The organism is Pseudomonas moraviensis subsp. stanleyae, from assembly GCF_036283065.1.
Classification (GTDB): domain Bacteria; phylum Pseudomonadota; class Gammaproteobacteria; order Pseudomonadales; family Pseudomonadaceae; genus Aquipseudomonas; species Aquipseudomonas stanleyae.
Genome location: NZ_JAADJI010000011.1, coordinates 159,489 through 179,995, shown reverse-complemented (window position 1 = coordinate 179,995; position 20,507 = coordinate 159,489). Strand labels below are relative to the sequence as shown.

General features: G+C 57.2%; 21 protein-coding genes. 18 read left to right on the top strand and 3 right to left on the bottom strand.

Annotation, left to right across the window (positions count from 1 at the left end):
- The first annotated feature begins 450 nt into the window (after positions 1-450).
- From rpmH to mnmE, 5 genes are all read left to right on the top strand, one after another.
- Positions 451-585, top strand: a complete 135-nt coding sequence (gene rpmH / locus GXB78_RS20875; protein ID WP_003213577.1) for a 50S ribosomal protein L34 — start codon at positions 451-453, stop codon at positions 583-585.
- 16 nt (positions 586-601) lie between these two features.
- Positions 602-1,003, top strand: a complete 402-nt coding sequence (gene rnpA, locus GXB78_RS20870) for a ribonuclease P protein component (RefSeq protein ID WP_024014946.1) — start codon at positions 602-604, stop codon at positions 1,001-1,003.
- Positions 996-1,241, top strand: a complete 246-nt coding sequence (yidD, locus tag GXB78_RS20865) for a membrane protein insertion efficiency factor YidD (protein WP_027901580.1) — start codon at positions 996-998, stop codon at positions 1,239-1,241. Before rnpA ends, yidD begins: the two co-directional genes overlap by 8 nt.
- Positions 1,242-1,243: 2 nt before the next feature.
- The gene (yidC, locus tag GXB78_RS20860) at positions 1,244-2,926 is read left to right on the top strand and encodes a membrane protein insertase YidC (RefSeq protein WP_329516800.1); all 1,683 of its coding nucleotides are present in this window, start codon (positions 1,244-1,246) and stop codon (positions 2,924-2,926) included.
- A gap of 81 nt (positions 2,927-3,007) precedes the next feature.
- Positions 3,008-4,375, top strand: coding sequence for a tRNA uridine-5-carboxymethylaminomethyl(34) synthesis GTPase MnmE (mnmE, locus tag GXB78_RS20855; RefSeq protein WP_329516799.1), 1,368 nt, complete (start codon positions 3,008-3,010; stop codon positions 4,373-4,375).
- Positions 4,376-4,417: 42 nt separating this feature from the next.
- Here the strand turns inward: mnmE and GXB78_RS20850 are convergent, their stop codons facing one another.
- From GXB78_RS20850 to GXB78_RS20840, 3 genes are all read right to left on the bottom strand, one after another.
- Complete coding sequence (locus GXB78_RS20850) at positions 4,418-6,853, bottom strand: TonB-dependent siderophore receptor (RefSeq protein ID WP_329516798.1); 2,436 nt, start codon at positions 6,851-6,853, stop codon at positions 4,418-4,420.
- Between the two features lie 119 nt (positions 6,854-6,972).
- Positions 6,973-7,920, bottom strand: a complete 948-nt coding sequence (locus GXB78_RS20845) for a FecR domain-containing protein (RefSeq protein WP_329516797.1) — start codon at positions 7,918-7,920, stop codon at positions 6,973-6,975.
- Positions 7,920-8,426, bottom strand: a complete 507-nt coding sequence (locus GXB78_RS20840) for a sigma-70 family RNA polymerase sigma factor (protein ID WP_329516796.1) — start codon at positions 8,424-8,426, stop codon at positions 7,920-7,922. Before GXB78_RS20840 ends, GXB78_RS20845 begins: the two co-directional genes overlap by 1 nt.
- 569 nt (positions 8,427-8,995) lie before the next feature.
- Here GXB78_RS20840 and mnmG point away from each other — a divergent pair.
- The 13 genes from mnmG to GXB78_RS20775 all read left to right on the top strand — a co-directional run bounded on the left by mnmG (position 8,996) and on the right by GXB78_RS20775 (position 20,499).
- Positions 8,996-10,894 carry a tRNA uridine-5-carboxymethylaminomethyl(34) synthesis enzyme MnmG gene (gene mnmG / locus GXB78_RS20835; protein WP_122603541.1) on the top strand — a complete coding sequence of 633 codons (1,899 nt, stop codon included), beginning with the start codon at positions 8,996-8,998 and terminating at the stop codon, positions 10,892-10,894.
- On the top strand, positions 10,891-11,535 hold the full coding sequence (rsmG, locus tag GXB78_RS20830) for a 16S rRNA (guanine(527)-N(7))-methyltransferase RsmG (RefSeq protein WP_329516795.1): 645 nt from the start codon (positions 10,891-10,893) through the stop codon (positions 11,533-11,535). The genes mnmG and rsmG overlap by 4 nt, the downstream gene beginning before the upstream one ends.
- 18 nt (positions 11,536-11,553) lie before the next feature.
- Positions 11,554-12,351, top strand: coding sequence for a ParA family protein (locus GXB78_RS20825; protein ID WP_016772400.1), 798 nt, complete (start codon positions 11,554-11,556; stop codon positions 12,349-12,351).
- A gap of 9 nt (positions 12,352-12,360) precedes the next feature.
- Complete coding sequence (locus tag GXB78_RS20820; protein ID WP_007960777.1) at positions 12,361-13,233, top strand: ParB/RepB/Spo0J family partition protein; 873 nt, start codon at positions 12,361-12,363, stop codon at positions 13,231-13,233.
- A 148-nt stretch (positions 13,234-13,381) separates the two neighbouring features.
- Positions 13,382-13,789 carry a F0F1 ATP synthase subunit I gene (locus GXB78_RS20815; RefSeq protein ID WP_008084411.1) on the top strand — a complete coding sequence of 136 codons (408 nt, stop codon included), beginning with the start codon at positions 13,382-13,384 and terminating at the stop codon, positions 13,787-13,789.
- 16 nt (positions 13,790-13,805) lie between these two features.
- Positions 13,806-14,675 (top strand): F0F1 ATP synthase subunit A, encoded by an 870-nt coding sequence (gene atpB / locus GXB78_RS20810; RefSeq protein ID WP_016772402.1) that lies wholly within the window; start codon positions 13,806-13,808, stop codon positions 14,673-14,675.
- Positions 14,676-14,808: 133 nt separating this feature from the next.
- Positions 14,809-15,066: a F0F1 ATP synthase subunit C gene (gene atpE / locus GXB78_RS20805; protein WP_003097235.1), complete on the top strand. Its 258-nt coding sequence runs from the start codon at positions 14,809-14,811 to the stop codon at positions 15,064-15,066.
- A 58-nt stretch (positions 15,067-15,124) separates the two neighbouring features.
- A complete protein-coding gene (locus GXB78_RS20800) occupies positions 15,125-15,595 on the top strand; it encodes a F0F1 ATP synthase subunit B (RefSeq protein ID WP_016772403.1) in 471 nt (156 codons plus the stop codon).
- Between the two features lie 12 nt (positions 15,596-15,607).
- Positions 15,608-16,144, top strand: a complete 537-nt coding sequence (locus GXB78_RS20795) for a F0F1 ATP synthase subunit delta (protein WP_329516794.1) — start codon at positions 15,608-15,610, stop codon at positions 16,142-16,144.
- Between the two features lie 21 nt (positions 16,145-16,165).
- Complete coding sequence (gene atpA / locus GXB78_RS20790) at positions 16,166-17,710, top strand: F0F1 ATP synthase subunit alpha (protein WP_016772405.1); 1,545 nt, start codon at positions 16,166-16,168, stop codon at positions 17,708-17,710.
- Between the two features lie 50 nt (positions 17,711-17,760).
- Positions 17,761-18,621 carry a F0F1 ATP synthase subunit gamma gene (gene atpG, locus GXB78_RS20785; RefSeq protein WP_007911960.1) on the top strand — a complete coding sequence of 287 codons (861 nt, stop codon included), beginning with the start codon at positions 17,761-17,763 and terminating at the stop codon, positions 18,619-18,621.
- Between the two features lie 27 nt (positions 18,622-18,648).
- Entirely contained in the window at positions 18,649-20,028 is a 1,380-nt protein-coding gene (gene atpD, locus GXB78_RS20780; RefSeq protein WP_027610292.1) for a F0F1 ATP synthase subunit beta, read from the top strand.
- Positions 20,029-20,073: 45 nt separating this feature from the next.
- Positions 20,074-20,499, top strand: coding sequence for a F0F1 ATP synthase subunit epsilon (locus GXB78_RS20775; protein WP_016772407.1), 426 nt, complete (start codon positions 20,074-20,076; stop codon positions 20,497-20,499).
- Positions 20,500-20,507 lie beyond the last annotated feature (8 nt).

Here is a 20,507-nt window from a genome sequence, read left to right as displayed (position 1 = left end):
GCCTTGAAAGGCGACCAACGGCATGTGAATAAGCCCTGTGGATAACCGCCTCTGAGGGCACTGGACAACTGGGGGCGAAACTCTGAGGATAACCTGCCTGTGGATAACACACCATTCCACACACAGCTTATCCGATAGCGCAGCACAGGCTGAACACGGTTTTCCACTGTAGTTGTCATTCTCTGTACACCACACAGAATAAGGCCTGGTAGCAGTTATCCACAGAAGATGGTGGGTCTAGCTTTTACAAGCTTTACAGAAAAGCTTTAAATAATTCCCTTCTTTATTTTTATATCTGGCTGACAGGCTTTCGAGCTCAGACCCTGTGCAGATCTATTTATAAGGAAACGCTGGTTGGAAATTGACCTGAGGGCTTGCTTTCTCTAGAATCCCCGGTCTCTTAAAACGGGGGCCATTCCGGCCCGTTGTGGACGAACCAGGTAACACGACATGAAACGTACTTTCCAACCAAGCACTATCAAACGCGCTCGTACCCACGGTTTCCGTGCTCGCATGGCTACCAAGAACGGCCGCGCAGTCCTGTCGCGTCGTCGCGCCAAAGGTCGTGCGCGTCTGGCAGTTTGATAATCCGGTACTGGAGGTGAGTCAGGACTTCAGTCGGGAAAAGCGTCTGCTTACACCCCGGCATTTCAAGGCAGTCTTTGACTCCCCTACCGGCAAGGTTCCGGGGAAAAATCTCCTGCTCCTTGCACGCAACAACGATCTTGATCACCCCCGTCTCGGGCTGGTTATCGGGAAAAAGAGCGTAAAGCTCTCCGTTGAGCGCAATCGCCTCAAACGTCTGATGCGCGAATCGTTCCGTCTGCACCAGGATTCACTGGTCGGCTGGGACATCGTTATCGTCGCGCGCAAAGGTTTGGGTGATGTAGAAAACCCCGAATTGATTCAGCATTTCGGCAAACTCTGGAAGCGTCTGGCGCGCAACAAGCCCGTTCCGGCAGTCAAAACCGAAACTGTAGGGGTAGACAGTACCGATGCGTAAACTGGCCCTCGTTCCGATCCAGTTTTATCGCTATGCCATTAGTCCTTTAATGGCCAGCCACTGTCGCTTCTACCCCAGTTGTTCCTGCTACGCGTATGAAGCCATTGAAAATCATGGCCTTCTGCGCGGTGGCTGGCTGACCTTTCGTCGTTTAGGTCGCTGTCATCCGTGGAATCCCGGTGGTTATGACCCGGTTCCACCTGTCCCTACCTCCCGTTCTTCTTCGATGGCCGAGTAATCATGGATATCAAACGCACGATCCTGATCGTCGCCCTGGCAATCGTGTCCTACGTCATGGTTCTTAAATGGAACCAGGATTATGGCCAGGCTGCCCTGCCGACTCAGAATGTTGCTTCCAGTACGACTACATCCGGTTTGCCGGACACCGCCACTGGCACCAATGCTGCCGCCAGTGACGATATTCCGCGCGCCGCCAGCGATACCAGCGCACCAGCCGAAACGCCGGTCGCCGCCAGCAAGGACCTGATTCAGGTCAAGACCGATGTGCTCGATCTGGCGATCGATCCACAGGGTGGCGATGTTGCGCAACTGACTCTGCCTCTGTATCCACGTCGTCAGGATCGCCCTGATGTGCCGTTCCAGCTGTTCGATAACGGTGGCGAACGTGTTTATCTGGCGCAAAGCGGTCTGATCGGTACCAACGGCCCGGATGCAAACCCGGCCGGTCGTCCGGTTTATTCCTCGGAGAAGAAGGTTTACCAACTGGCTGACGGTCAGGATCAACTCGTGGTTGACCTGAAGTTCAGCAAGGACGGCGTCAACTACATCAAGCGTTTCACCGTGAAACGTGGCCTGTACGACGTTGCCGTTTCCTACATTGTGGATAACCAGAGCGCTCAGCCCTGGAACGGCGCAATGTTTGCCCAGTTGAAGCGCGACGCCAGCGCTGATCCGTCGTCGACCACTGCTACCGGCACCGCGACTTACCTGGGCGCTGCCCTGTGGACAAGTTCCGAGCCGTACAAGAAAGTGTCGATGAAGGACATGGACAAGGCGCAGCTCAAGGAAACCGTCACCGGTGGCTGGGTGGCCTGGCTGCAGCACTACTTCGTGACCGCATGGATTCCGGCCAAGGGCGAAAACAACATCGTCCAGACCCGTAAAGACAGCAAAGGCAACTACATCATCGGTTACACCGGTCCAACTCTGACCGCTGCTCCAGGTGCGAAAGTTGAAACCAGCGCTGTGCTGTACGCCGGTCCGAAAAGTCAGGCCGTGCTGAAAGAGTTGTCTCCAGGTCTGGAATTGACCGTCGACTACGGCATCCTGTGGTTCATTGCCCAGCCGATCTTCTGGTTGCTGCAACACATCCACGCCATTGTCGGTAACTGGGGCTGGTCGATCATTTTTCTGACCATGCTGATCAAAGGGATTTTCTTCCCGCTGTCGGCCGCCAGCTACAAATCCATGGCGCGCATGCGTGCTGTGGCGCCGAAACTGGCTGCGCTGAAAGAGCAACATGGCGATGACCGGCAGAAAATGTCGCAAGCCATGATGGAGCTGTACAAGAAAGAGAAGATCAATCCACTGGGCGGCTGCTTGCCGATCCTCGTGCAGATGCCGGTCTTCCTGTCGCTGTACTGGGTTCTGCTGGAAAGCGTGGAAATGCGTCAGGCGCCGTTCATGCTGTGGATCACTGACCTGTCGATCAAGGATCCGTTCTTCATTCTGCCGATCATCATGGGCGCAACCATGTTCATCCAGCAGCAGTTGAACCCGACGCCTCCGGATCCGATGCAGGCGAAGGTCATGAAAATGATGCCAATCATCTTCACCTTCTTCTTCCTGTGGTTCCCGGCGGGTCTGGTGCTGTACTGGGTTGTGAACAACTGCCTGTCGATTGCACAACAGTGGTACATCACGCGTAAGATCGAAGCGGCGACGAAAAAAGCCGAGGCGTAACTTGCACTGTGGATAACACCACTCAAAACGCCCCCTAGTGGGGCGTTTTGCTATCTGCCACTTTTGTCTGGATGCCGCTTTATGAGCACACCGCGTGAAACCATCGCCGCTGTCGCCACCGCTCAAGGTCGCGGCGGTGTGGGCATCGTCCGTATTTCCGGGCCGCTGGCCAGCGTGGCGGCAAAAGCCATCAGCGGCCGCGATCTGAAACCGCGTTACGCCCACTACGGGCCGTTTTTCAGTGACGACCAACAGGTGCTGGATGAAGGCCTGGCCTTGTATTTCCCGGGGCCGAACTCGTTTACCGGCGAAGATGTTCTGGAATTGCAGGGCCACGGCGGCCCGATCGTATTGGACATGTTGCTCAAGCGTTGCCTGGAACTGGGCTGCCGCCTCGCTCGGCCAGGTGAATTCAGCGAGCGCGCCTTCCTCAATGACAAACTCGATCTGGCCCAGGCCGAGGCGATTGCCGATTTGATCGAAGCCAGTTCTGCACAGGCTGCGCGCAATGCCTTGCGTTCATTGCAAGGGGCGTTTTCCCAGCGTGTGCATAACTTGACCGAACAGTTGATCGGCCTGCGTATCTACGTCGAAGCCGCGATCGACTTTCCGGAAGAAGAAATCGACTTTCTCGCCGATGGCCATGTGCTGAGCATGCTCGACAAAGTGCGTAACGAGTTATCCACAGTGCTTCGTGAAGCCGGACAGGGTGCGTTGTTGCGCGATGGCATGACCGTCGTTATCGCCGGCCGACCCAATGCCGGCAAATCCAGCCTGTTGAATGCACTGGCGGGGCGCGAAGCCGCCATCGTCACCGAGATTGCCGGCACCACGCGGGATATCCTCCGTGAACATATCCACATCGACGGCATGCCGTTGCACGTGGTCGATACTGCGGGCCTGCGCGACACCGATGACCATGTGGAAAAGATCGGCGTGGAGCGGGCGTTGAAAGCCATTGGTGAAGCGGATCGGGTCCTGCTTGTCGTCGATGCGACGGCACCGGAGGCACTCGACCCGTTTGCGTTGTGGCCGGAATTCCTCGAAACCCGACCGGATCCGGCAAAAGTAACGCTGATCCGTAACAAGGCCGACCTCTCTGGCGAAGCGATCACCCTGGAAACCAGTGAGGACGGCCACGTGACCATCAGTCTCAGCGCCAAGTCCGCCGAAGGCCTCGACCTGCTGCGTGATCACCTCAAAGCGTGCATGGGTTACGAGCAGACGTCGGAAAGCAGCTTCAGCGCACGTCGCCGGCATCTGGAAGCACTGCGCCACGCCAGCGCGGCGCTGGAACACGGCCGCGCCCAACTGACCTTGGCCGGGGCTGGCGAATTGCTCGCCGAAGATTTGCGCCAGGCTCAACATTCCCTGGGGGAAATTACCGGGGCATTCAGCTCAGATGATTTGCTCGGCAGGATTTTCTCCAGCTTCTGCATCGGCAAATAAACAAAAGGGGCTGTGGATAATTCATCCACAGCCCCTTTCTGTTCACCAGTTATAGGACACCGTACCGAGCAGCGTGCGGTCCTCGCCCCAGTAGCAGCGGCCGGCATCGTTGCATCCCGACACATATTCCTTGTCGAACAGGTTTTTCGCGTTCAGATCGACACTCCAGTGTGTATCGATCTGGTAGCCCACAGCCGCATCCACCAACGTCACGTCGCCGGCATCCAGCTTTCCGTATAGCGAAGGCGAGGTGTAGGCAAACGCACTATCGAAATACCGCACACCGCCCGCCACGTACAAGCCTTTCAGACCGCTGTCGAGGAAACGATATTTCGCCCAGACCGAAGCCTGGTTGCGCGGCACTCCGGTCATTTGATGGCCTTTGACCAACGACGTCGGCGCATCCTTGGTGATTTTTGCATCGGTGTAGGTATAAGCCGCTGTGACGTTGAGGTTCTGCGTCAGATTGCTGTTGAGTTCCAGTTCCACACCCTTGGCGCGGCTTTCACCCACCTGGCGGTAGGTCGACGTCGATGCGTCGAAGTAGGTGTCGTCCTTTTTGCGCAGGTCATACACCGACGCGGTGAAGGCGGTATCCCAGCCGATCGGTTGGTATTTGAGACCCACTTCGTATTGGCTGCTGGTGATTGGATCGAGCGGCGCGCCAGCATTGGAAATCTGCTGCACCGGAACGAACGCCGTGGAATAGCTGACATACGGCGTCATGCCGTTGTCGAACTGATACATCACGCCGCCCTGATAGGTGAACTTCTTGTCCTCGGAGCTGATGTTGCTGCCTCTGGCCACCTTGTCGCGGAAGTCACTGTGGACCCAGTCCTGACGCCCGCCGAGCAGGAACAGCCAGTGGTCGTACTTGCTCTGGATCTGTGCATAAACACCCTTCATCTGCTGCTCGAGCAAGGTGTTTTGCACGGCAATCGGCGTGGTCGGATCACGCAGGTAGACCGGGTTATACACATCGATCGGTCCGACAAGGCCGGCATTCCAGTCCTGATTGAACGAGGTGCGATCGTAGCTGGCGCCAAACAGCACGGTATTTTCCAGATTGCCTGCGTGGAATTTTCCTTCCAGCTGGTTATCCAGCGAATACACCATGGATTTGTTGAAGCGATCATAGGCGGTCATGTTCACGCGCGTGCCGAAGCCGGCGTTGTTCAGATTGCCCGGCCAGGTTTCGTGGCGGGTGATACGCGACTGCATGTAGCGCGAGTTCTGGCGGAACTGCCAGTCATCGTTGAACGAGTGGCTGAACTCGTAGCCAGTGCTCCAGGTTTCCCGTTCGAAGGTATTCCAGTCCGGGTCGCCGAGCATGGTGTCTTTGGACAGCTTGCCGTTGGGATTGCTCAGCAACGTGCCGGCGGCCGGCAGGCCAAGCTCCATATTGGTGTGGTCTTTCTGGTAGTTGGCCAGCAGGGTCAGCGTATTGAAATCGTCGAAATTGAGGGTCAGCGAAGGGGCGATATAAATGCGGTCGTCAGGAACGTGCTCGGTCTGGGTATCGGATTTGCGCCCCAGCATCACCACACGCCCGAGAACATTACCGCTGTCATTGAGCGGGCCGGAGACGTCGACGCCGATCTGCCGGCGATTGTTCGAGCCATAGCCCAATTGCACTTCGCCTTGCGGCGCGGCTGTCGGACGCTTGCTGACCAGATTGACCAGTCCGCCCGGCGCGTTTTCGCCATACAGCAGCGAAGACGGGCCACGGAATACCTCGACCCGTTCGAGTCCGTACGGCTCGGTACTGGTGTCATAGCGATTGCCCTGCACGCGCAGTCCATCCCGGAGCAGACCATAGCCGTAATCGGTGGCGTTGAAACCGCGGATGTAAAACAGATCGCCGGCCAGACTGTCGCCGGCGGCGAACGGTGGGGCAAAGATCCCCGGCACGTAGCCGAGGATGTCGGTGAGTGTCTGAGATTTCTGATCCTTGATGCGTTGTCCGGTTACCACTGACACCGAACGCGGTGTTTCCGACAGCGGTGTGCTGGTTTTCGTACCGATCCGGCTGTTTTGCGCCTTGTAGCCAACGTCGGCGGTGTAATCCAGATCCATTGGATTGGCCAACTGCGCATTGATATTGGTCGGCGCCAGTTCCAGAGAATCTCCGTCAGGCACGGTTTGCAGAATGTAACTGCCGGGTGCTTGCGGCACTGCCTGTAAACCGGAGCCTTGCAGCAGCTGAGCGAAGCCTTGTTCGACGCTGAAGTCGCCGTTCAACCCGGCACTGCGCAGGCGGCTGGTCTGTTGCGGCGAGAACGACAGAATCACATTCGCCGCGGAGGCGAACTGACTCAACGCATTGTCCAATGGGCCGGCGGCGATGGCATAGCGCTGCGACGCTGTTGCCGCGAAGGCGCTATGGCTGATCAGCAGACAGGACGCAGCGCTGCTCATCAATAAGCTGTAGGCAATGCAGTGAGGAGAAAAACGCTGGCGGAACGTGGGAAGACGCATGTGTGGATTAGCCCTGAAGGTGGCGAAGAGCCGCGTTGATCGCGATTACCTGTAGGGCCGGGTCAGGACGAAAAAAGATAACCCTGTTTGCAATTATTTTTCCCCAGGCCTTGTTTAAGTCAAACGCTGTGGCTGATCGACACCCAGTATCGGCTGAAATAGCGTACGTTGATCGGCAACGAAGCCTGAAGGTTGGCCAGCACCGCGTCGGTCGAATCGAGCCGGAAGGTCCCGGAGACCCGCAGATCCCTTGCGCGGCGATCGCAGTGCAATACGCCGCTGCGGTAGCGACCCAATTCTTCGATGACATCGCCCAGGCGCGCATCGAGAACGATCAACTGGCCGTTGGTCCATGCCACTCCTGCTGGGTGGAAGGGATGAATGAGACCCATATGCCGACTATCGAAATCCGCGCCTTCGCCTGCTTTCAGGATGAGCGGGGCAGCGGATGACCGCGCAGGTTGAATGCTGATTCGATCTTCCAGCACCCCTACCCGGGTGGAGCTCGACAGCTGATGCACCGAGAACCGGGTGCCCAATGCCTGAATCCGCCCGTCACGGGTTTGCACATAGAACGGCCGCTGATCACCGAGCTTGCCGGTTTGAACGAGGATTTCACCCCCGCGCAGTCGAATCAGGCGTTGCGCTGCATCGAAAGAAACATTGATCGCGGAGTCGGTATTGAGCTGGATCTGGCTGCCATCAGCCAGGCTGATGGTGCGACGCTGGCCCACCCCGGTTTTATAGTCGGCCCAGACATTGCCCAAGGATGTGTGTCGTTGCGCATGCCAGCCAACGAAGCCTGTACCCGCGGCAAGCAGCAACAGCTTGAGTACCTGGCGTCGGTGCTGGCCACTGTTGAGCGCACGTCGTTTCAGATCCTGCGGCAGGGTACCGAGTTGACGCTGCAATTGTTCCATCTGGTTCCACGCCGCCAAATGCGCCGGATCGCTGTCTATCCACAGCTGCCAGGCTTTTTGTTCGGCAAGGCTCGGTGGCTGGGATTGAAACTGCACATACCAGCTGGCGGCAGTTTCGAATACCTGGCGGTTCGCAGCGACCGGCATTATTGCTGCGCCATGATCAGGGCGCATTCAGTCAGGGCGCGAATCATGTGTTTCTTTACCGTGGTCAGCGAAACCTTCAACTGAACCCCGATCTGTTGATAAGTCAGTCCTTCGACTTGCGAAAGCATGAAGATCTGCCGAGTTCGCGCGCCTAGGCCGGCCAGTGCCTTATCCACAGAAATCAGGGTTTCAATGATCAGCGCTCTGTCTTCTTCGCTGATGACCGTTGCTTGCGGCCGCGCTGCGAGGGTCTGCAGATAAGCGGTTTCAATGGCACACCGTCTATATCGATCAATGACCAGGCCGCGCGCAATGGTCGCCAGGTAATCCCTCGGCTCCCGAATATGAGCTGCATTGCGCGCCGCAAGAATTCTCAGAAACGTGTCATGTGCCACATCGGCTGCATCGCTGGTGTTGTGCAGTTTGCCCTTGAGCCAGCCATACAGCCACGAGTGGTGTTGCTCGTAGATTTGCTCGATCGCAGCGGTGTGGGCAGGTAGGGACATGGGGGAAACTGGTCAGTTAATGATAATGGCTATTATTAGCCTCTGTTACGTGGTCTCACAATAGCCTTTGCACTTCCTGCCAATGGCTTCCCAGGCGTCGCCGATTCTTCGCTGGCGCTTTTTTTGCGCCTGGAAAACGCCATCCGAGCGATTTTCTGGGGATTAAGCCCTGTGAGTAACTGGCGCTAAGGCCAGTTGATAACAGGGCCTGAAAACTGGATATAACCTGCCCTGTGGATAAGCAGCGCTTTAATCCACAGGCTTACACCGGTTATCCAAGGGCCTCATTGCAACCTGAGCACAGGGTTTTGAATCTCTGTACATACCGTAAAATAACGCTTGCAGAGACATATCCACAGAAACGTGCCTCAGTAAGAATAAACATAAAAACAAAGGTTTTATAAATTTCTCTCTTTTTTATTCTTTTAACCTCGAGTTCTCCACAGCTGGTTAAATTTTGTGCAAAGGGTTCTTTAGAAAGGGCGAAGTCCCTATACTTGCCGACCAGGTCCAGAAACCTGATTTCAATATTTCCTGAATGACCTACTTAAGCAGGCACGAGGTGCGTGGTGGATTTCCCTTCCCGTTTTGAAGTGATCGTCATCGGCGGCGGTCATGCCGGTACCGAGGCAGCACTGGCGTCAGCACGCATGGGCGCAAAAACCCTGCTACTGACGCATAACGTGGAAACCCTCGGTGCCATGAGTTGCAACCCGGCCATCGGTGGCATCGGCAAAAGCCATCTGGTCAAGGAAATCGATGCCCTCGGCGGCGCGATGGCCATGGCTACCGATAAGGGCGGCATCCAGTTTCGTGTATTGAACAGCCGCAAAGGCCCGGCCGTACGGGCCACCCGTGCGCAAGCCGACCGGATTTTGTATAAGGCGGCGGTCCGCGAAATCCTCGAAAACCAGCCGAACCTGTGGATATTTCAACAAGCCGCCGACGACCTGATCGTCGAGCAGGAGCAAGTCCGTGGTGTCGTCACACAAATGGGTCTGCGCTTCTTCGCCGATTCCGTTGTGCTGACCACCGGTACGTTCCTCGGCGGACTTATCCACATTGGTTTGCAGAATTTCTCCGGCGGTCGTGCCGGTGATCCGCCGTCAATCGCGCTGGCTCATCGTTTGCGTGAACTGCCACTGCGTGTCGGTCGCCTGAAAACCGGTACGCCACCGCGTATCGACGGCAAGTCTGTGGATTTCTCGGTGATGACCGAGCAACCGGGTGACACTCCGATCCCGGTGATGTCGTTCATGGGCAACAAGGAACAGCATCCGCGCCAGGTCAGTTGCTGGATTACCCATACCAATGCGCGTACCCACGAAATCATCGCGGCGAACCTCGATCGCTCGCCGATGTATTCCGCTGCCGGTGAAATCGAAGGCGTCGGCCCGCGTTATTGCCCGTCGATCGAAGACAAGATCCACCGCTTTGCCGACAAGGAAAGCCATCAGGTGTTCATCGAACCGGAAGGTCTGACCACCCATGAGCTGTACCCGAACGGGATATCCACAAGCCTGCCGTTCGACGTGCAATTGCAGATCGTGCAGTCGATCCGCGGCATGGAAAACGCACACATCGTGCGTCCGGGTTATGCGATCGAGTACGACTACTTCGATCCGCGCGATCTGAAGTACAGCCTGGAAACCAAAGTCATCGGCGGTCTGTTCTTCGCCGGGCAGATCAACGGCACCACCGGTTACGAAGAAGCTGGCGCTCAAGGTTTGCTCGCCGGTGCCAACGCTGCCCTGCGTGCCAAGGGCAAAGAAGCCTGGTGCCCACGTCGCGACGAGGCGTATATCGGCGTTCTGGTCGACGACCTGATCACTCTCGGCACCCAAGAGCCGTACCGCATGTTCACTTCCCGTGCCGAGTACCGCTTGATTCTGCGCGAAGACAACGCCGACCTGCGTCTTACCGAAAAAGGTCGCGAGCTCGGTCTGGTCGATGACGCGCGCTGGGCGGCCTTCTGCAAGAAACGCGAAAGCATCGAGCTTGAAGAACAGCGCCTGAAAAGCACCTGGGTACGGCCGAACACCCCGCAGGGTGATGCGATTGCCGAAAAATTCGGCACGCCGCTGACCCACGAATACAATTTGCTCAACCTGTTGAGCCGCCCGGAAATAGACTACGCCGGTCTGGTCGAAGTGACCGGGCAGGGCGCAGAAGATCCACAGGTTGCCGAGCAGGTTGAAATCAAGACCAAATACGCCGGTTACATCGACCGCCAACAGGACGAAATTGCCCGTCTGCGCGCCAGCGAAGACACGAAATTGCCTGTGGATATCGATTACACCAACATTTCCGGTCTGTCCAAGGAGATCCAGAGCAAGCTCGGCGCCACACGTCCTGAAACGCTGGGCCAGGCTTCGCGGATCCCGGGCGTGACCCCGGCAGCGATTTCGCTGTTGATGATTCATTTGAAAAAACGCGGCGCGGGCCGTCAGTTGGAGCAAAGCGCTTGAGTGCCAAGGTCACTTCGCAACACGCCGAAGAGTTATCCACAGGAGCCCGCGCGCTGGGTGTCAAGCTCACGGAAACCCAGCACGAGTTGCTGTTGGGTTATCTGGCCCTGTTGATCAAATGGAACCAGGCGTACAACCTGACCGCCGTGCGTGATCCGGACGAAATGGTTTCGCGTCATTTGCTCGACAGCCTGAGCGTGATGTCGTTCATCGAAAACGGTCGCTGGCTTGACGTTGGCAGTGGCGGTGGCATGCCGGGGATTCCGCTGGCGATCCTGTTTCCGGACTCGCAAGTGACCTGTCTGGACAGCAACGGCAAGAAAACCCGCTTCCTGACCCAGGTGAAACTCGAACTGAAGCTGGAAAACCTGCAAGTTATCCACAGCCGCGTCGAAGCATTCCAGCCTGCCCAGCCATTCAACGGGATCATTTCCCGGGCATTCAGCAGCATGGAAAACTTCACCAACTGGACTCGCCACCTCGGCGATGCCGATACACGCTGGCTGGCAATGAAGGGCGTTCATCCGGCCGATGAGCTGGTAGCATTGCCGGCAGATTTCAAACTCGATAGCGAATACGCCCTGGCCGTCCCCGGTTGCCAAGGCCAACGCCATCTGCTGATACTGCGCCGCACGGCATGATTGGGAACACAAGCAAGAATGGCTAAGGTATTCGCGATAGCGAACCAGAAGGGTGGTGTGGGCAAGACCACCACCTGCATCAACCTCGCAGCATCCCTGGTCGCGACCAAGCGACGGGTGCTGTTGATCGATCTCGATCCACAGGGCAACGCCACCATGGGTAGCGGTGTGGATAAACATGGTCTGGAAAACTCGGTCTACGATCTGCTGATCGGTGAATGCGACCTGGGCCAGGCCATGCACTTCTCCGAGCACGGCGGTTATCAACTGCTGCCGGCCAACCGCGACCTGACCGCTGCGGAAGTGGTGTTACTGGAAATGCAGATGAAGGAAAGCCGTCTGCGCAGTGCGCTGGCGCCAATCCGTGACAACTACGATTACATTCTGATCGACTGCCCACCGTCGCTGTCGATGCTCACGCTCAACGCACTGGTCGCCGCTGACGGGGTGATTATCCCGATGCAGTGCGAATACTTTGCGCTCGAAGGTTTGAGCGACCTTGTGGATAACATCAAGCGCATCGCCGAACTGCTCAATCCGAACCTGAAAGTCGAAGGCCTGCTACGGACCATGTACGACCCGCGCCTGAGCCTGATGAACGATGTCTCGGCGCAGCTCAAGGAACACTTCGGCGATCAGTTGTACGACACGGTGATCCCGCGCAACATCCGCCTGGCCGAAGCACCGAGCTACGGCATGCCGGCGCTGGCTTACGACAAGCAATCGCGTGGCGCACTGGCCTATCTGGCTCTGGCGGGCGAAATGGTTCGCCGTCAGCGCAAAAATTCACGCATTGCTGCTGCTCAGCCAACTTAAGGAATCCCCATGGCCGTCAAGAAACGAGGTCTCGGACGTGGACTGGATGCTCTGCTGAGTGGTCCGACGGTCAGCGCGCTGGAAGAACAAGCCGCGCAGGCTGACACCCGCGAACTGCAACATCTGCCGCTGGACCTGCTGCAGCGCGGCAAATATCAGCCGCGCCGCGACATGGACCCGCAGGCCCTGGAAGAGCTGGCGCAATCGATCAAGGCGCAAGGCGTGATGCAGCCGATCGTGGTGCGCCCGATTGGTGGCGGCCGCTTCGAGATCATCGCCGGTGAACGCCGCTGGCGCGCCAGTCAGCAGGCCGGGCAGGAAACCATCCCGGCCATGGTCCGCGATGTGCCGGATGAAACCGCCATCGCGATTGCGTTGATTGAGAACATCCAGCGCGAAGACCTCAATCCGATCGAAGAAGCGGTGGCTTTGCAGCGCTTGCAGCAGGAATTCCAGCTGACCCAGCAACAGGTTGCAGAGGCTGTGGGTAAGTCGCGGGTGACTGTGGCTAACCTGTTGCGACTTATTGCACTGCCCGAAGTCATCAAAACCATGCTGTCGCACGGTGACCTGGAAATGGGTCATGCACGTGCCTTGCTCGGTCTGCCGGACAATCAGCAGGTCGAAGGGGCGCGACATGTTGTCGCACGAGGGCTGACCGTGCGCCAAACCGAGGCACTGGTTCGTCAGTGGTTGAGCGGCAAACCGGAGCCGGTCGAAGCTGCAAAACCCGACCCGGACATCGCTCGCCTCGAGCAGCGCCTGGCCGAGCGGCTGGGCTCTGCGGTGCAGATTCGCCACGGCAAGAAGGGCAAAGGCCAACTGGTGATCGGTTATAACTCGCTCGACGAGCTTCAAGGTGTGCTCGCACACATCCGCTGAAACATTTCCTCATGTAGCGCGCAGTCGGAAATCACTACCTGACAGTTGAATAGGGGCAGAACCGCCCCTATACTCTGCGCGCATTTTGTCGGCACAAATTATGCCAAGTTATTGAATTCTGGCAGCCGACCATTGGAGAGCAAACGTGATGGAAACCCGCAAGCCAAACCGCCTGCCCTTCCATCGCCTGGCAGTTTTTCCGGTGTTGATGGCTCAATTTGTCATTTTGCTCATTGCCGCTTTGGCGCTCTGGCAATGGCATGGAGTCGTTGCCGGATACTCGGGACTTTGCGGAGGCCTGATAGCCTTGCTGCCCAATGTTTATTTCGCTCACAAGGCATTTCGGTTTTCCGGCGCCCGAGCAGCCCAGTCCATCGTCCGGTCTTTTTATGCCGGCGAGGCAGGCAAACTTATTTTGACGGCAGTGCTGTTTGCACTGGTGTTTGCAGGTGTGAAGCCACTGGCGCCGATTGCAGTATTCGGCGTGTTCGTGCTGACGCAGTCGGTCAGCTGGTTCGCTCCCCTGCTGATGAGAACAAGACTTTCGAGACCTTAGGGCGTTTGAGGCAACCATGGCAGAGACAACCGCTTCGGGCTATATCCAGCACCACTTGCAGAACCTGACTTTCGGTCAGCTACCCAACGGCGGCTGGGGCTTTGCCCACACCGCAGCAGAGGCCAAGGAAATGGGCTTCTGGGCTTTCCACGTCGATACTCTCGGCTGGTCGGTCGCCCTGGGTCTGATCTTCGTTCTTCTTTTCCGCATGGCGGCAAAGAAAGCGACTTCGGGTCAGCCGGGTGCCTTGCAGAACTTCGTTGAAGTATTGGTCGAATTCGTCGATGGCAGCGTGAAAGACAGCTTCCATGGCCGTAGCCCGGTGATTGCACCGCTGGCACTGACCATCTTCGTCTGGGTGTTCCTGATGAACGCCGTCGACCTGGTACCGGTCGACTGGATTCCTCAGCTGGCCATCCTGATCTCCGGCGATGCACACATCCCGTTCCGCGCCGTGTCGACCACCGACCCGAACGCGACCCTGGGCATGGCGTTCTCGGTGTTCGCACTGATCATTTTCTACAGCATCAAGGTCAAGGGCATCGGCGGCTTCATCGGCGAACTGACCCTGCACCCGTTCGGCAGCAAGAACATCTTCGTTCAGGCGCTGCTGATTCCGGTGAACTTCCTGCTGGAATTCGTCACCCTGATCGCCAAGCCGATCTCTCTGGCTCTGCGTCTGTTCGGCAACATGTATGCCGGCGAGCTGGTGTTCATTCTGATCGCTGTGATGTTCGGCAGCGGCCTGCTCTGGCTCAGCGGCCTGGGCGTTGTTCTGCAGTGGGCGTGGGCGGTGTTCCACATCCTGATCATCACCCTGCAGGCGTTCATCTTCATGATGCTGACCATCGTCTACCTGTCGATGGCGCACGAAGAAAACCATTAAGACCAGTCTCGACTAGTCTGATGTCCTTCCCGGTAAAACGGGAAGGGGCTCCTTGCGGGGCATCTGAAACGATTTGTTTTACCGCTTTAATCTAAAAAACCTAAACCATACGACGTAAAAGTCGGGAGGAAAGATGGAAACTGTAGTTGGTCTAACCGCTATCGCTGTTGCACTGTTGATCGGCCTGGGCGCACTGGGTACCGCAATTGGTTTCGGCCTGCTGGGCGGCAAGTTCCTGGAAGGCGCAGCGCGTCAGCCAGAAATGGTTCCAATGCTGCAAGTAAAAATGTTCATCGTTGCCGGTCTGCTCGACGCCGTAACCATGATCGGTGTTGGTATCGCTCTGTTCTTCACCTTTGCGAACCCGTTCGTTGGTCAGATCGCTGGCTGATTACTCGGATCTTCCGGGTAATTTGGTGTGATGGACAACGTAACTGCGAGGTGTTGGCGTGAACATTAATGCGACCCTGATTGGCCAGTCCGTTGCGTTCCTGATTTTTGTACTGTTCTGCATGAAGTATGTATGGCCTCCGGTCATCGCTGCTCTGCACGAACGTCAAAAGAAGATCGCTGATGGTCTGGACGCTGCCAGCCGTGCAGCTCGCGACCTGGAGTTGGCCCAAGAGAAAGCGGGTCAGCAACTGCGCGAAGCGAAAGCTCAGGCAGCTGAAATCATCGAGCAAGCCAAGAAACGCGGTAACCAGATCGTCGAAGAGGCTGTTGAAAAAGCCCGTATCGACGCTGACCGTGTGAAGGTTCAGGCTCAAGCCGAGATCGAACAGGAACTGAACAGCGTCAAAGACAAGCTGCGTGCCCAAGTGGGCTTGCTGGCTGTTGGCGGCGCCGAGAAGATCCTGGGTGCCACAATCGATCAAAACGCGCACGCAGAGCTGGTTAACCAACTGGCTGCTGAAATCTAAGCGAGGGCGATCATGGCAGAACTGACCACGTTGGCCCGACCTTACGCTAAGGCGGCCTTCGAGCACGCTCAGGCCCACCAGCAACTGGCCAATTGGTCAGCCATGCTCGGCCTGGCAGCAGCGGTGTCGCAAGACGACACCCTGCAGCGCGTGCTCAAGGCCCCGCGACTGACGAGCGCAGAAAAGGCCGCCACGTTCATTGACGTGTGCGGCGACAAGTTTGATGAAAAGGCACGCAATTTCATCAGCGTCGTTGCCGAGAACGACCGTCTCCTGCTTCTGCCGGAGATCGCCGCTCTGTTCGACCTGTACAAGGCCGAACAAGAGAAATCGGTAGACGTTGAAGTAACCAGTGCATTTGCATTGAACCAAGAACAGCAAGACAAACTCGCCAAGGTTCTCAGTGCACGACTCAACCGGGAAGTGCGCCTGCAAGTTGCGGAGGACGCTGCCTTGATTGGTGGTGTCGTGATCCGCGCCGGCGACCTGGTTATCGATGGCTCGATTCGCGGCAAAATCGCGAAACTTGCCGAAGCATTGAAATCTTGAGTTTGAAGGGGCAGCAGAGCAATGCAGCAACTCAATCCTTCCGAAATAAGTGAAATTATCAAGGGCCGCATCGACAAGCTCGATGTAACCTCCCAAGCCCGTAACGAAGGCACTGTCGTCAGCGTATCTGACGGCATCGTGCGGATTCACGGTCTGGCCGACGTCATGTACGGCGAGATGATCGAGTTTCCGGGCGGCGTCTACGGTATGGCCCTCAACCTGGAGCAGGACTCCGTAGGTGCCGTGGTATTGGGCTCCTACCAGTCGCTGGCTGAAGGCATGAGCGCCAAGTGCACCGGCCGCATCCTCGAAGTTCCTGTTGGTAAGGAACTGCTGGGCCGCGTAGTCGATGCTCTGGGTAACCCTGTTGACGGCAAAGGTCCACTGGGCAACACCGAGACCGACGCGGTCGAGAAAGTTGCTCCAGGCGTGATCTGGCGTAAGTCGGTAGACCAGCCTGTACAGACTGGCTACAAGGCTGTCGATGCGATGATCCCTGTCGGCCGTGGTCAGCGTGAGCTGATCATCGGTGACCGTCAGATCGGTAAGACCGCTCTGGCGATCGACGCGATCATCAACCAGAAAGACAGCGGCATTTTCTGCGTCTACGTAGCCATCGGTCAGAAGCAATCGACCATCGCCAACGTGGTTCGCAAGCTGGAAGAAAACGGCGCCCTGGCCAACACGATCATCGTGGCTGCCAGTGCTTCGGAATCTCCTGCGCTGCAATTCCTGGCACCGTACTCCGGTTGCACCATGGGTGAATTCTTCCGCGACCGCGGTGAAGACGCGCTGATCGTTTATGACGATCTGTCCAAGCAGGCAGTGGCTTACCGCCAGATTTCCCTGCTGCTGCGCCGTCCACCAGGCCGTGAAGCGTACCCAGGCGACGTGTTCTATCTCCACTCCCGTCTGCTGGAGCGCGCATCCCGCGTTTCGGAAGAATACGTAGAGAAGTTCACCAACGGCGCAGTGACCGGCAAAACTGGTTCCCTGACCGCACTGCCGATCATCGAAACCCAGGCTGGCGACGTTTCCGCGTTCGTTCCGACCAACGTGATTTCCATCACCGACGGTCAGATCTTCCTGGAATCGGCCATGTTCAACTCGGGCATCCGCCCTGCAGTGAACGCCGGTGTTTCGGTATCCCGTGTGGGTGGTGCCGCTCAGACCAAGATCATCAAGAAGCTCTCCGGTGGTATCCGTACCGCTCTGGCTCAGTACCGTGAACTGGCGGCATTCGCCCAGTTCGCTTCTGACCTGGACGAAGCGACCCGCAAGCAACTTGAGCATGGTCAGCGCGTTACCGAGCTGATGAAGCAGAAGCAATACGCACCAATGTCGATCGCTGACATGGCGCTGTCGCTGTATGCCGCTGAGCGTGGGTTCCTGACTGACATTGAAATCGCCAAGGTCGGCAGCTTCGAACAAGCGCTGATCGCTTTCTTCAACCGCGATCACGCCGATTTGATGGCCAAGATCAACGTTAAAGGTGACTTCAATGACGAAATCGACGCTGGCATGAAAGCCGGTATCGAGAAGTTCAAGGCCACCCAAACCTGGTAAGCCGCAGCGGGAGCCGCGAGGCTCCCGCTTGCTAACCTGATAGGTGTTACATGGCAGGCGCAAAAGAGATTCGCAGTAAGATTGCGAGCATCAAAAGCACGCAAAAGATTACCAGCGCCATGGAAAAAGTGGCGGTCAGCAAAATGCGCAAGGCACAAATGCGCATGGCTGCTAGCCGTCCTTATGCGGAGCGTATCCGCCAGGTAATTGGGCATCTGGCCAACGCCAACCCGGAATACCGCCACCCGTTCATGATCGACCGCGAAATCAAGCGCGTCGGTTATGTCGTCGTGAGCAGTGACCGTGGTCTGTGCGGCGGCTTGAACACCAACCTGTTCAAGGCCCTGGTCAAGGACATGGCGGTAAACCGCGAAAACGGCGTCGAGATTGATCTGTGTGTAGTCGGTAGCAAGGGTGCGGCCTTTTTCCGCAACTTCGGCGGTAACGTCGTTGCAGCTATCAGCCACCTGGGTGAAGAGCCGTCGATCAATGATCTGATCGGCAGCGTCAAGGTGATGCTGGATGCCTACCTGGACGGCCGTATCGACCGCCTGTCCGTGGTGTCCAACAAGTTCATCAACACCATGACGCAACAGCCTACCGTGGAGCAGTTGATTCCACTGGTGGCAACCCCGGATCAGGATCTCAAGCACCACTGGGACTATCTCTACGAACCGGACGCCAAAGAGCTGCTTGACGGCTTGATGGTCCGTTACGTCGAGTCGCAGGTCTACCAGGCGGTGGTCGAGAACAACGCGGCTGAACAGGCTGCGCGGATGATCGCGATGAAGAACGCTACCGACAACGCCGGTGATTTGATCAGCGATTTGCAGCTGATCTACAACAAGGCGCGTCAGGCTGCGATCACCCAAGAGATCTCGGAAATCGTCGGCGGCGCTGCCGCGGTTTAACGGTTCAAATATTCAGAGGATCCAGCTATGAGTAGCGGACGTATCGTTCAAATCATCGGCGCCGTTATCGACGTGGAATTTCCACGCGACAGCGTACCGAGCATCTACAACGCGCTGAAAGTAGTGAGCGCGGCTGAAACCACTCTGGAAGTTCAGCAACAGCTGGGCGACGGCGTGGTTCGTACCATTGCGATGGGTTCCACCGAGGGCTTGAAGCGCGGTCTGGAAGTCACCGACTCTGGCGCAGCCATCTCCGTACCGGTCGGTAAAGCGACCCTGGGCCGGATCATGGACGTCCTCGGTAACCCGATCGACGAAGCTGGCCCGATCGACACCGAAGAGCGCTGGGGCATTCACCGCGCAGCACCTTCGTTCGCCGAGCAAGCAGGCGGCAACGATCTGCTGGAAACCGGCATCAAGGTTATCGACCTGGTCTGCCCGTTCGCCAAAGGCGGTAAAGTCGGTCTGTTCGGTGGTGCCGGTGTAGGCAAAACCGTAAACATGATGGAACTGATCCGTAACATCGCCATCGAGCACAGCGGTTATTCCGTGTTCGCAGGTGTTGGTGAGCGTACTCGTGAGGGTAACGACTTCTACCACGAGATGAAGGACTCCAACGTTCTGGACAAAGTGGCACTGGTTTACGGTCAGATGAACGAGCCGCCGGGAAACCGTCTGCGCGTAGCACTGACCGGCCTGACCATGGCCGAGAAGTTCCGTGACGAAGGTAACGACGTTCTGCTGTTCGTCGACAACATCTATCGTTACACCCTGGCCGGTACCGAAGTATCCGCACTGCTGGGCCGTATGCCTTCGGCAGTAGGTTACCAGCCGACCCTGGCTGAAGAGATGGGCGTTCTGCAGGAACGTATCACTTCGACCAAGGAAGGTTCGATCACCTCGATCCAGGCGGTATACGTACCGGCGGACGACTTGACCGACCCGTCGCCAGCGACCACTTTCGCCCACTTGGACGCCACCGTCGTTCTGTCCCGTGACATCGCTTCCCTGGGTATCTACCCGGCGGTAGATCCACTGGATTCGACTTCGCGCCAGCTGGACCCGAACGTGATCGGCCAGGACCACTACGACACCGCTCGCGGCGTCCAGTATGTTCTGCAGCGTTACAAAGAGCTGAAAGACATCATCGCGATCCTGGGTATGGACGAGCTGTCGGAAGCCGACAAGCAGTTGGTTAACCGTGCTCGCAAGATCCAGCGCTTCTTGTCGCAGCCGTTCTTCGTGGCTGAAGTCTTCACCGGTGCTTCGGGTAAATACGTTTCCCTGAAAGACACCATTGCTGGCTTCAAAGGCATCCTCAACGGTGACTACGACCACCTGCCAGAACAAGCGTTCTACATGGTTGGCGGCATCGAAGAAGCGATCGAGAAAGCCAAGAAACTGTAATCCCGGCGCCCGGCAACGGGCGCTAATTTAGGTTGAGGCAATCAGATGGCTATGACAGTCCATTGCGATATCGTCAGCGCGGAAGGGGAAATCTTTTCCGGCCTGGTCGAGATGGTGATTGCGCACGGTGCACTGGGTGATCTTGGTATCGCTCTGGGTCACGCGCCGCTGATCACTAATCTCAAGCCGGGTCCGATCCGCCTGATCAAGCAAGGCGGGGAAGCCGAGGTGTTCTACATCTCCGGTGGTTTCCTCGAGGTTCAGCCGAACATGGTCAAGGTACTTGCCGATACCGTGCAACGTGCCGCCGACCTTGATGAAGCTCAGGCTCAGGCAGCTCTCAAGGCTGCCGAGAATGCCCTGAACGAAAAAGGCGCGGACTTCGATTACGGCGCCGCTGCCACACGTCTGGCCGAGGCTGCAGCCCAGCTGCGCACCGTCCAGCAGATCCGCAAGAAGTTTGGCGGTTAATCCGTCAG

What these genes read in the sequence shown, in the direction of transcription:
- rpmH (WP_003213577.1), top strand. Translation starts at nt 451, where the DNA reads ATGAAACGTACTTTCCAACCAAGCACTATCAAACGCGCTCGTACCCAC.
- yidD (WP_027901580.1), top strand. Translation starts at nt 996, where the DNA reads ATGCGTAAACTGGCCCTCGTTCCGATCCAGTTTTATCGCTATGCCATT.
- yidC (WP_329516800.1), top strand. Translation starts at nt 1,244, where the DNA reads ATGGATATCAAACGCACGATCCTGATCGTCGCCCTGGCAATCGTGTCC.
- mnmE (WP_329516799.1), top strand. Translation starts at nt 3,008, where the DNA reads ATGAGCACACCGCGTGAAACCATCGCCGCTGTCGCCACCGCTCAAGGT.
- GXB78_RS20850 (WP_329516798.1), bottom strand. Translation starts at nt 6,853, where the DNA reads ATGCGTCTTCCCACGTTCCGCCAGCGTTTTTCTCCTCACTGCATTGCC.
- GXB78_RS20845 (WP_329516797.1), bottom strand. Translation starts at nt 7,920, where the DNA reads ATGCCGGTCGCTGCGAACCGCCAGGTATTCGAAACTGCCGCCAGCTGG.
- GXB78_RS20840 (WP_329516796.1), bottom strand. Translation starts at nt 8,426, where the DNA reads ATGTCCCTACCTGCCCACACCGCTGCGATCGAGCAAATCTACGAGCAA.
- GXB78_RS20825 (WP_016772400.1), top strand. Translation starts at nt 11,554, where the DNA reads ATGGCTAAGGTATTCGCGATAGCGAACCAGAAGGGTGGTGTGGGCAAG.
- GXB78_RS20820 (WP_007960777.1), top strand. Translation starts at nt 12,361, where the DNA reads ATGGCCGTCAAGAAACGAGGTCTCGGACGTGGACTGGATGCTCTGCTG.
- GXB78_RS20815 (WP_008084411.1), top strand. Translation starts at nt 13,382, where the DNA reads ATGGAAACCCGCAAGCCAAACCGCCTGCCCTTCCATCGCCTGGCAGTT.
- atpB (WP_016772402.1), top strand. Translation starts at nt 13,806, where the DNA reads ATGGCAGAGACAACCGCTTCGGGCTATATCCAGCACCACTTGCAGAAC.
- atpE (WP_003097235.1), top strand. Translation starts at nt 14,809, where the DNA reads ATGGAAACTGTAGTTGGTCTAACCGCTATCGCTGTTGCACTGTTGATC.
- GXB78_RS20795 (WP_329516794.1), top strand. Translation starts at nt 15,608, where the DNA reads ATGGCAGAACTGACCACGTTGGCCCGACCTTACGCTAAGGCGGCCTTC.
- atpA (WP_016772405.1), top strand. Translation starts at nt 16,166, where the DNA reads ATGCAGCAACTCAATCCTTCCGAAATAAGTGAAATTATCAAGGGCCGC.
- atpG (WP_007911960.1), top strand. Translation starts at nt 17,761, where the DNA reads ATGGCAGGCGCAAAAGAGATTCGCAGTAAGATTGCGAGCATCAAAAGC.
- atpD (WP_027610292.1), top strand. Translation starts at nt 18,649, where the DNA reads ATGAGTAGCGGACGTATCGTTCAAATCATCGGCGCCGTTATCGACGTG.
- GXB78_RS20775 (WP_016772407.1), top strand. Translation starts at nt 20,074, where the DNA reads ATGGCTATGACAGTCCATTGCGATATCGTCAGCGCGGAAGGGGAAATC.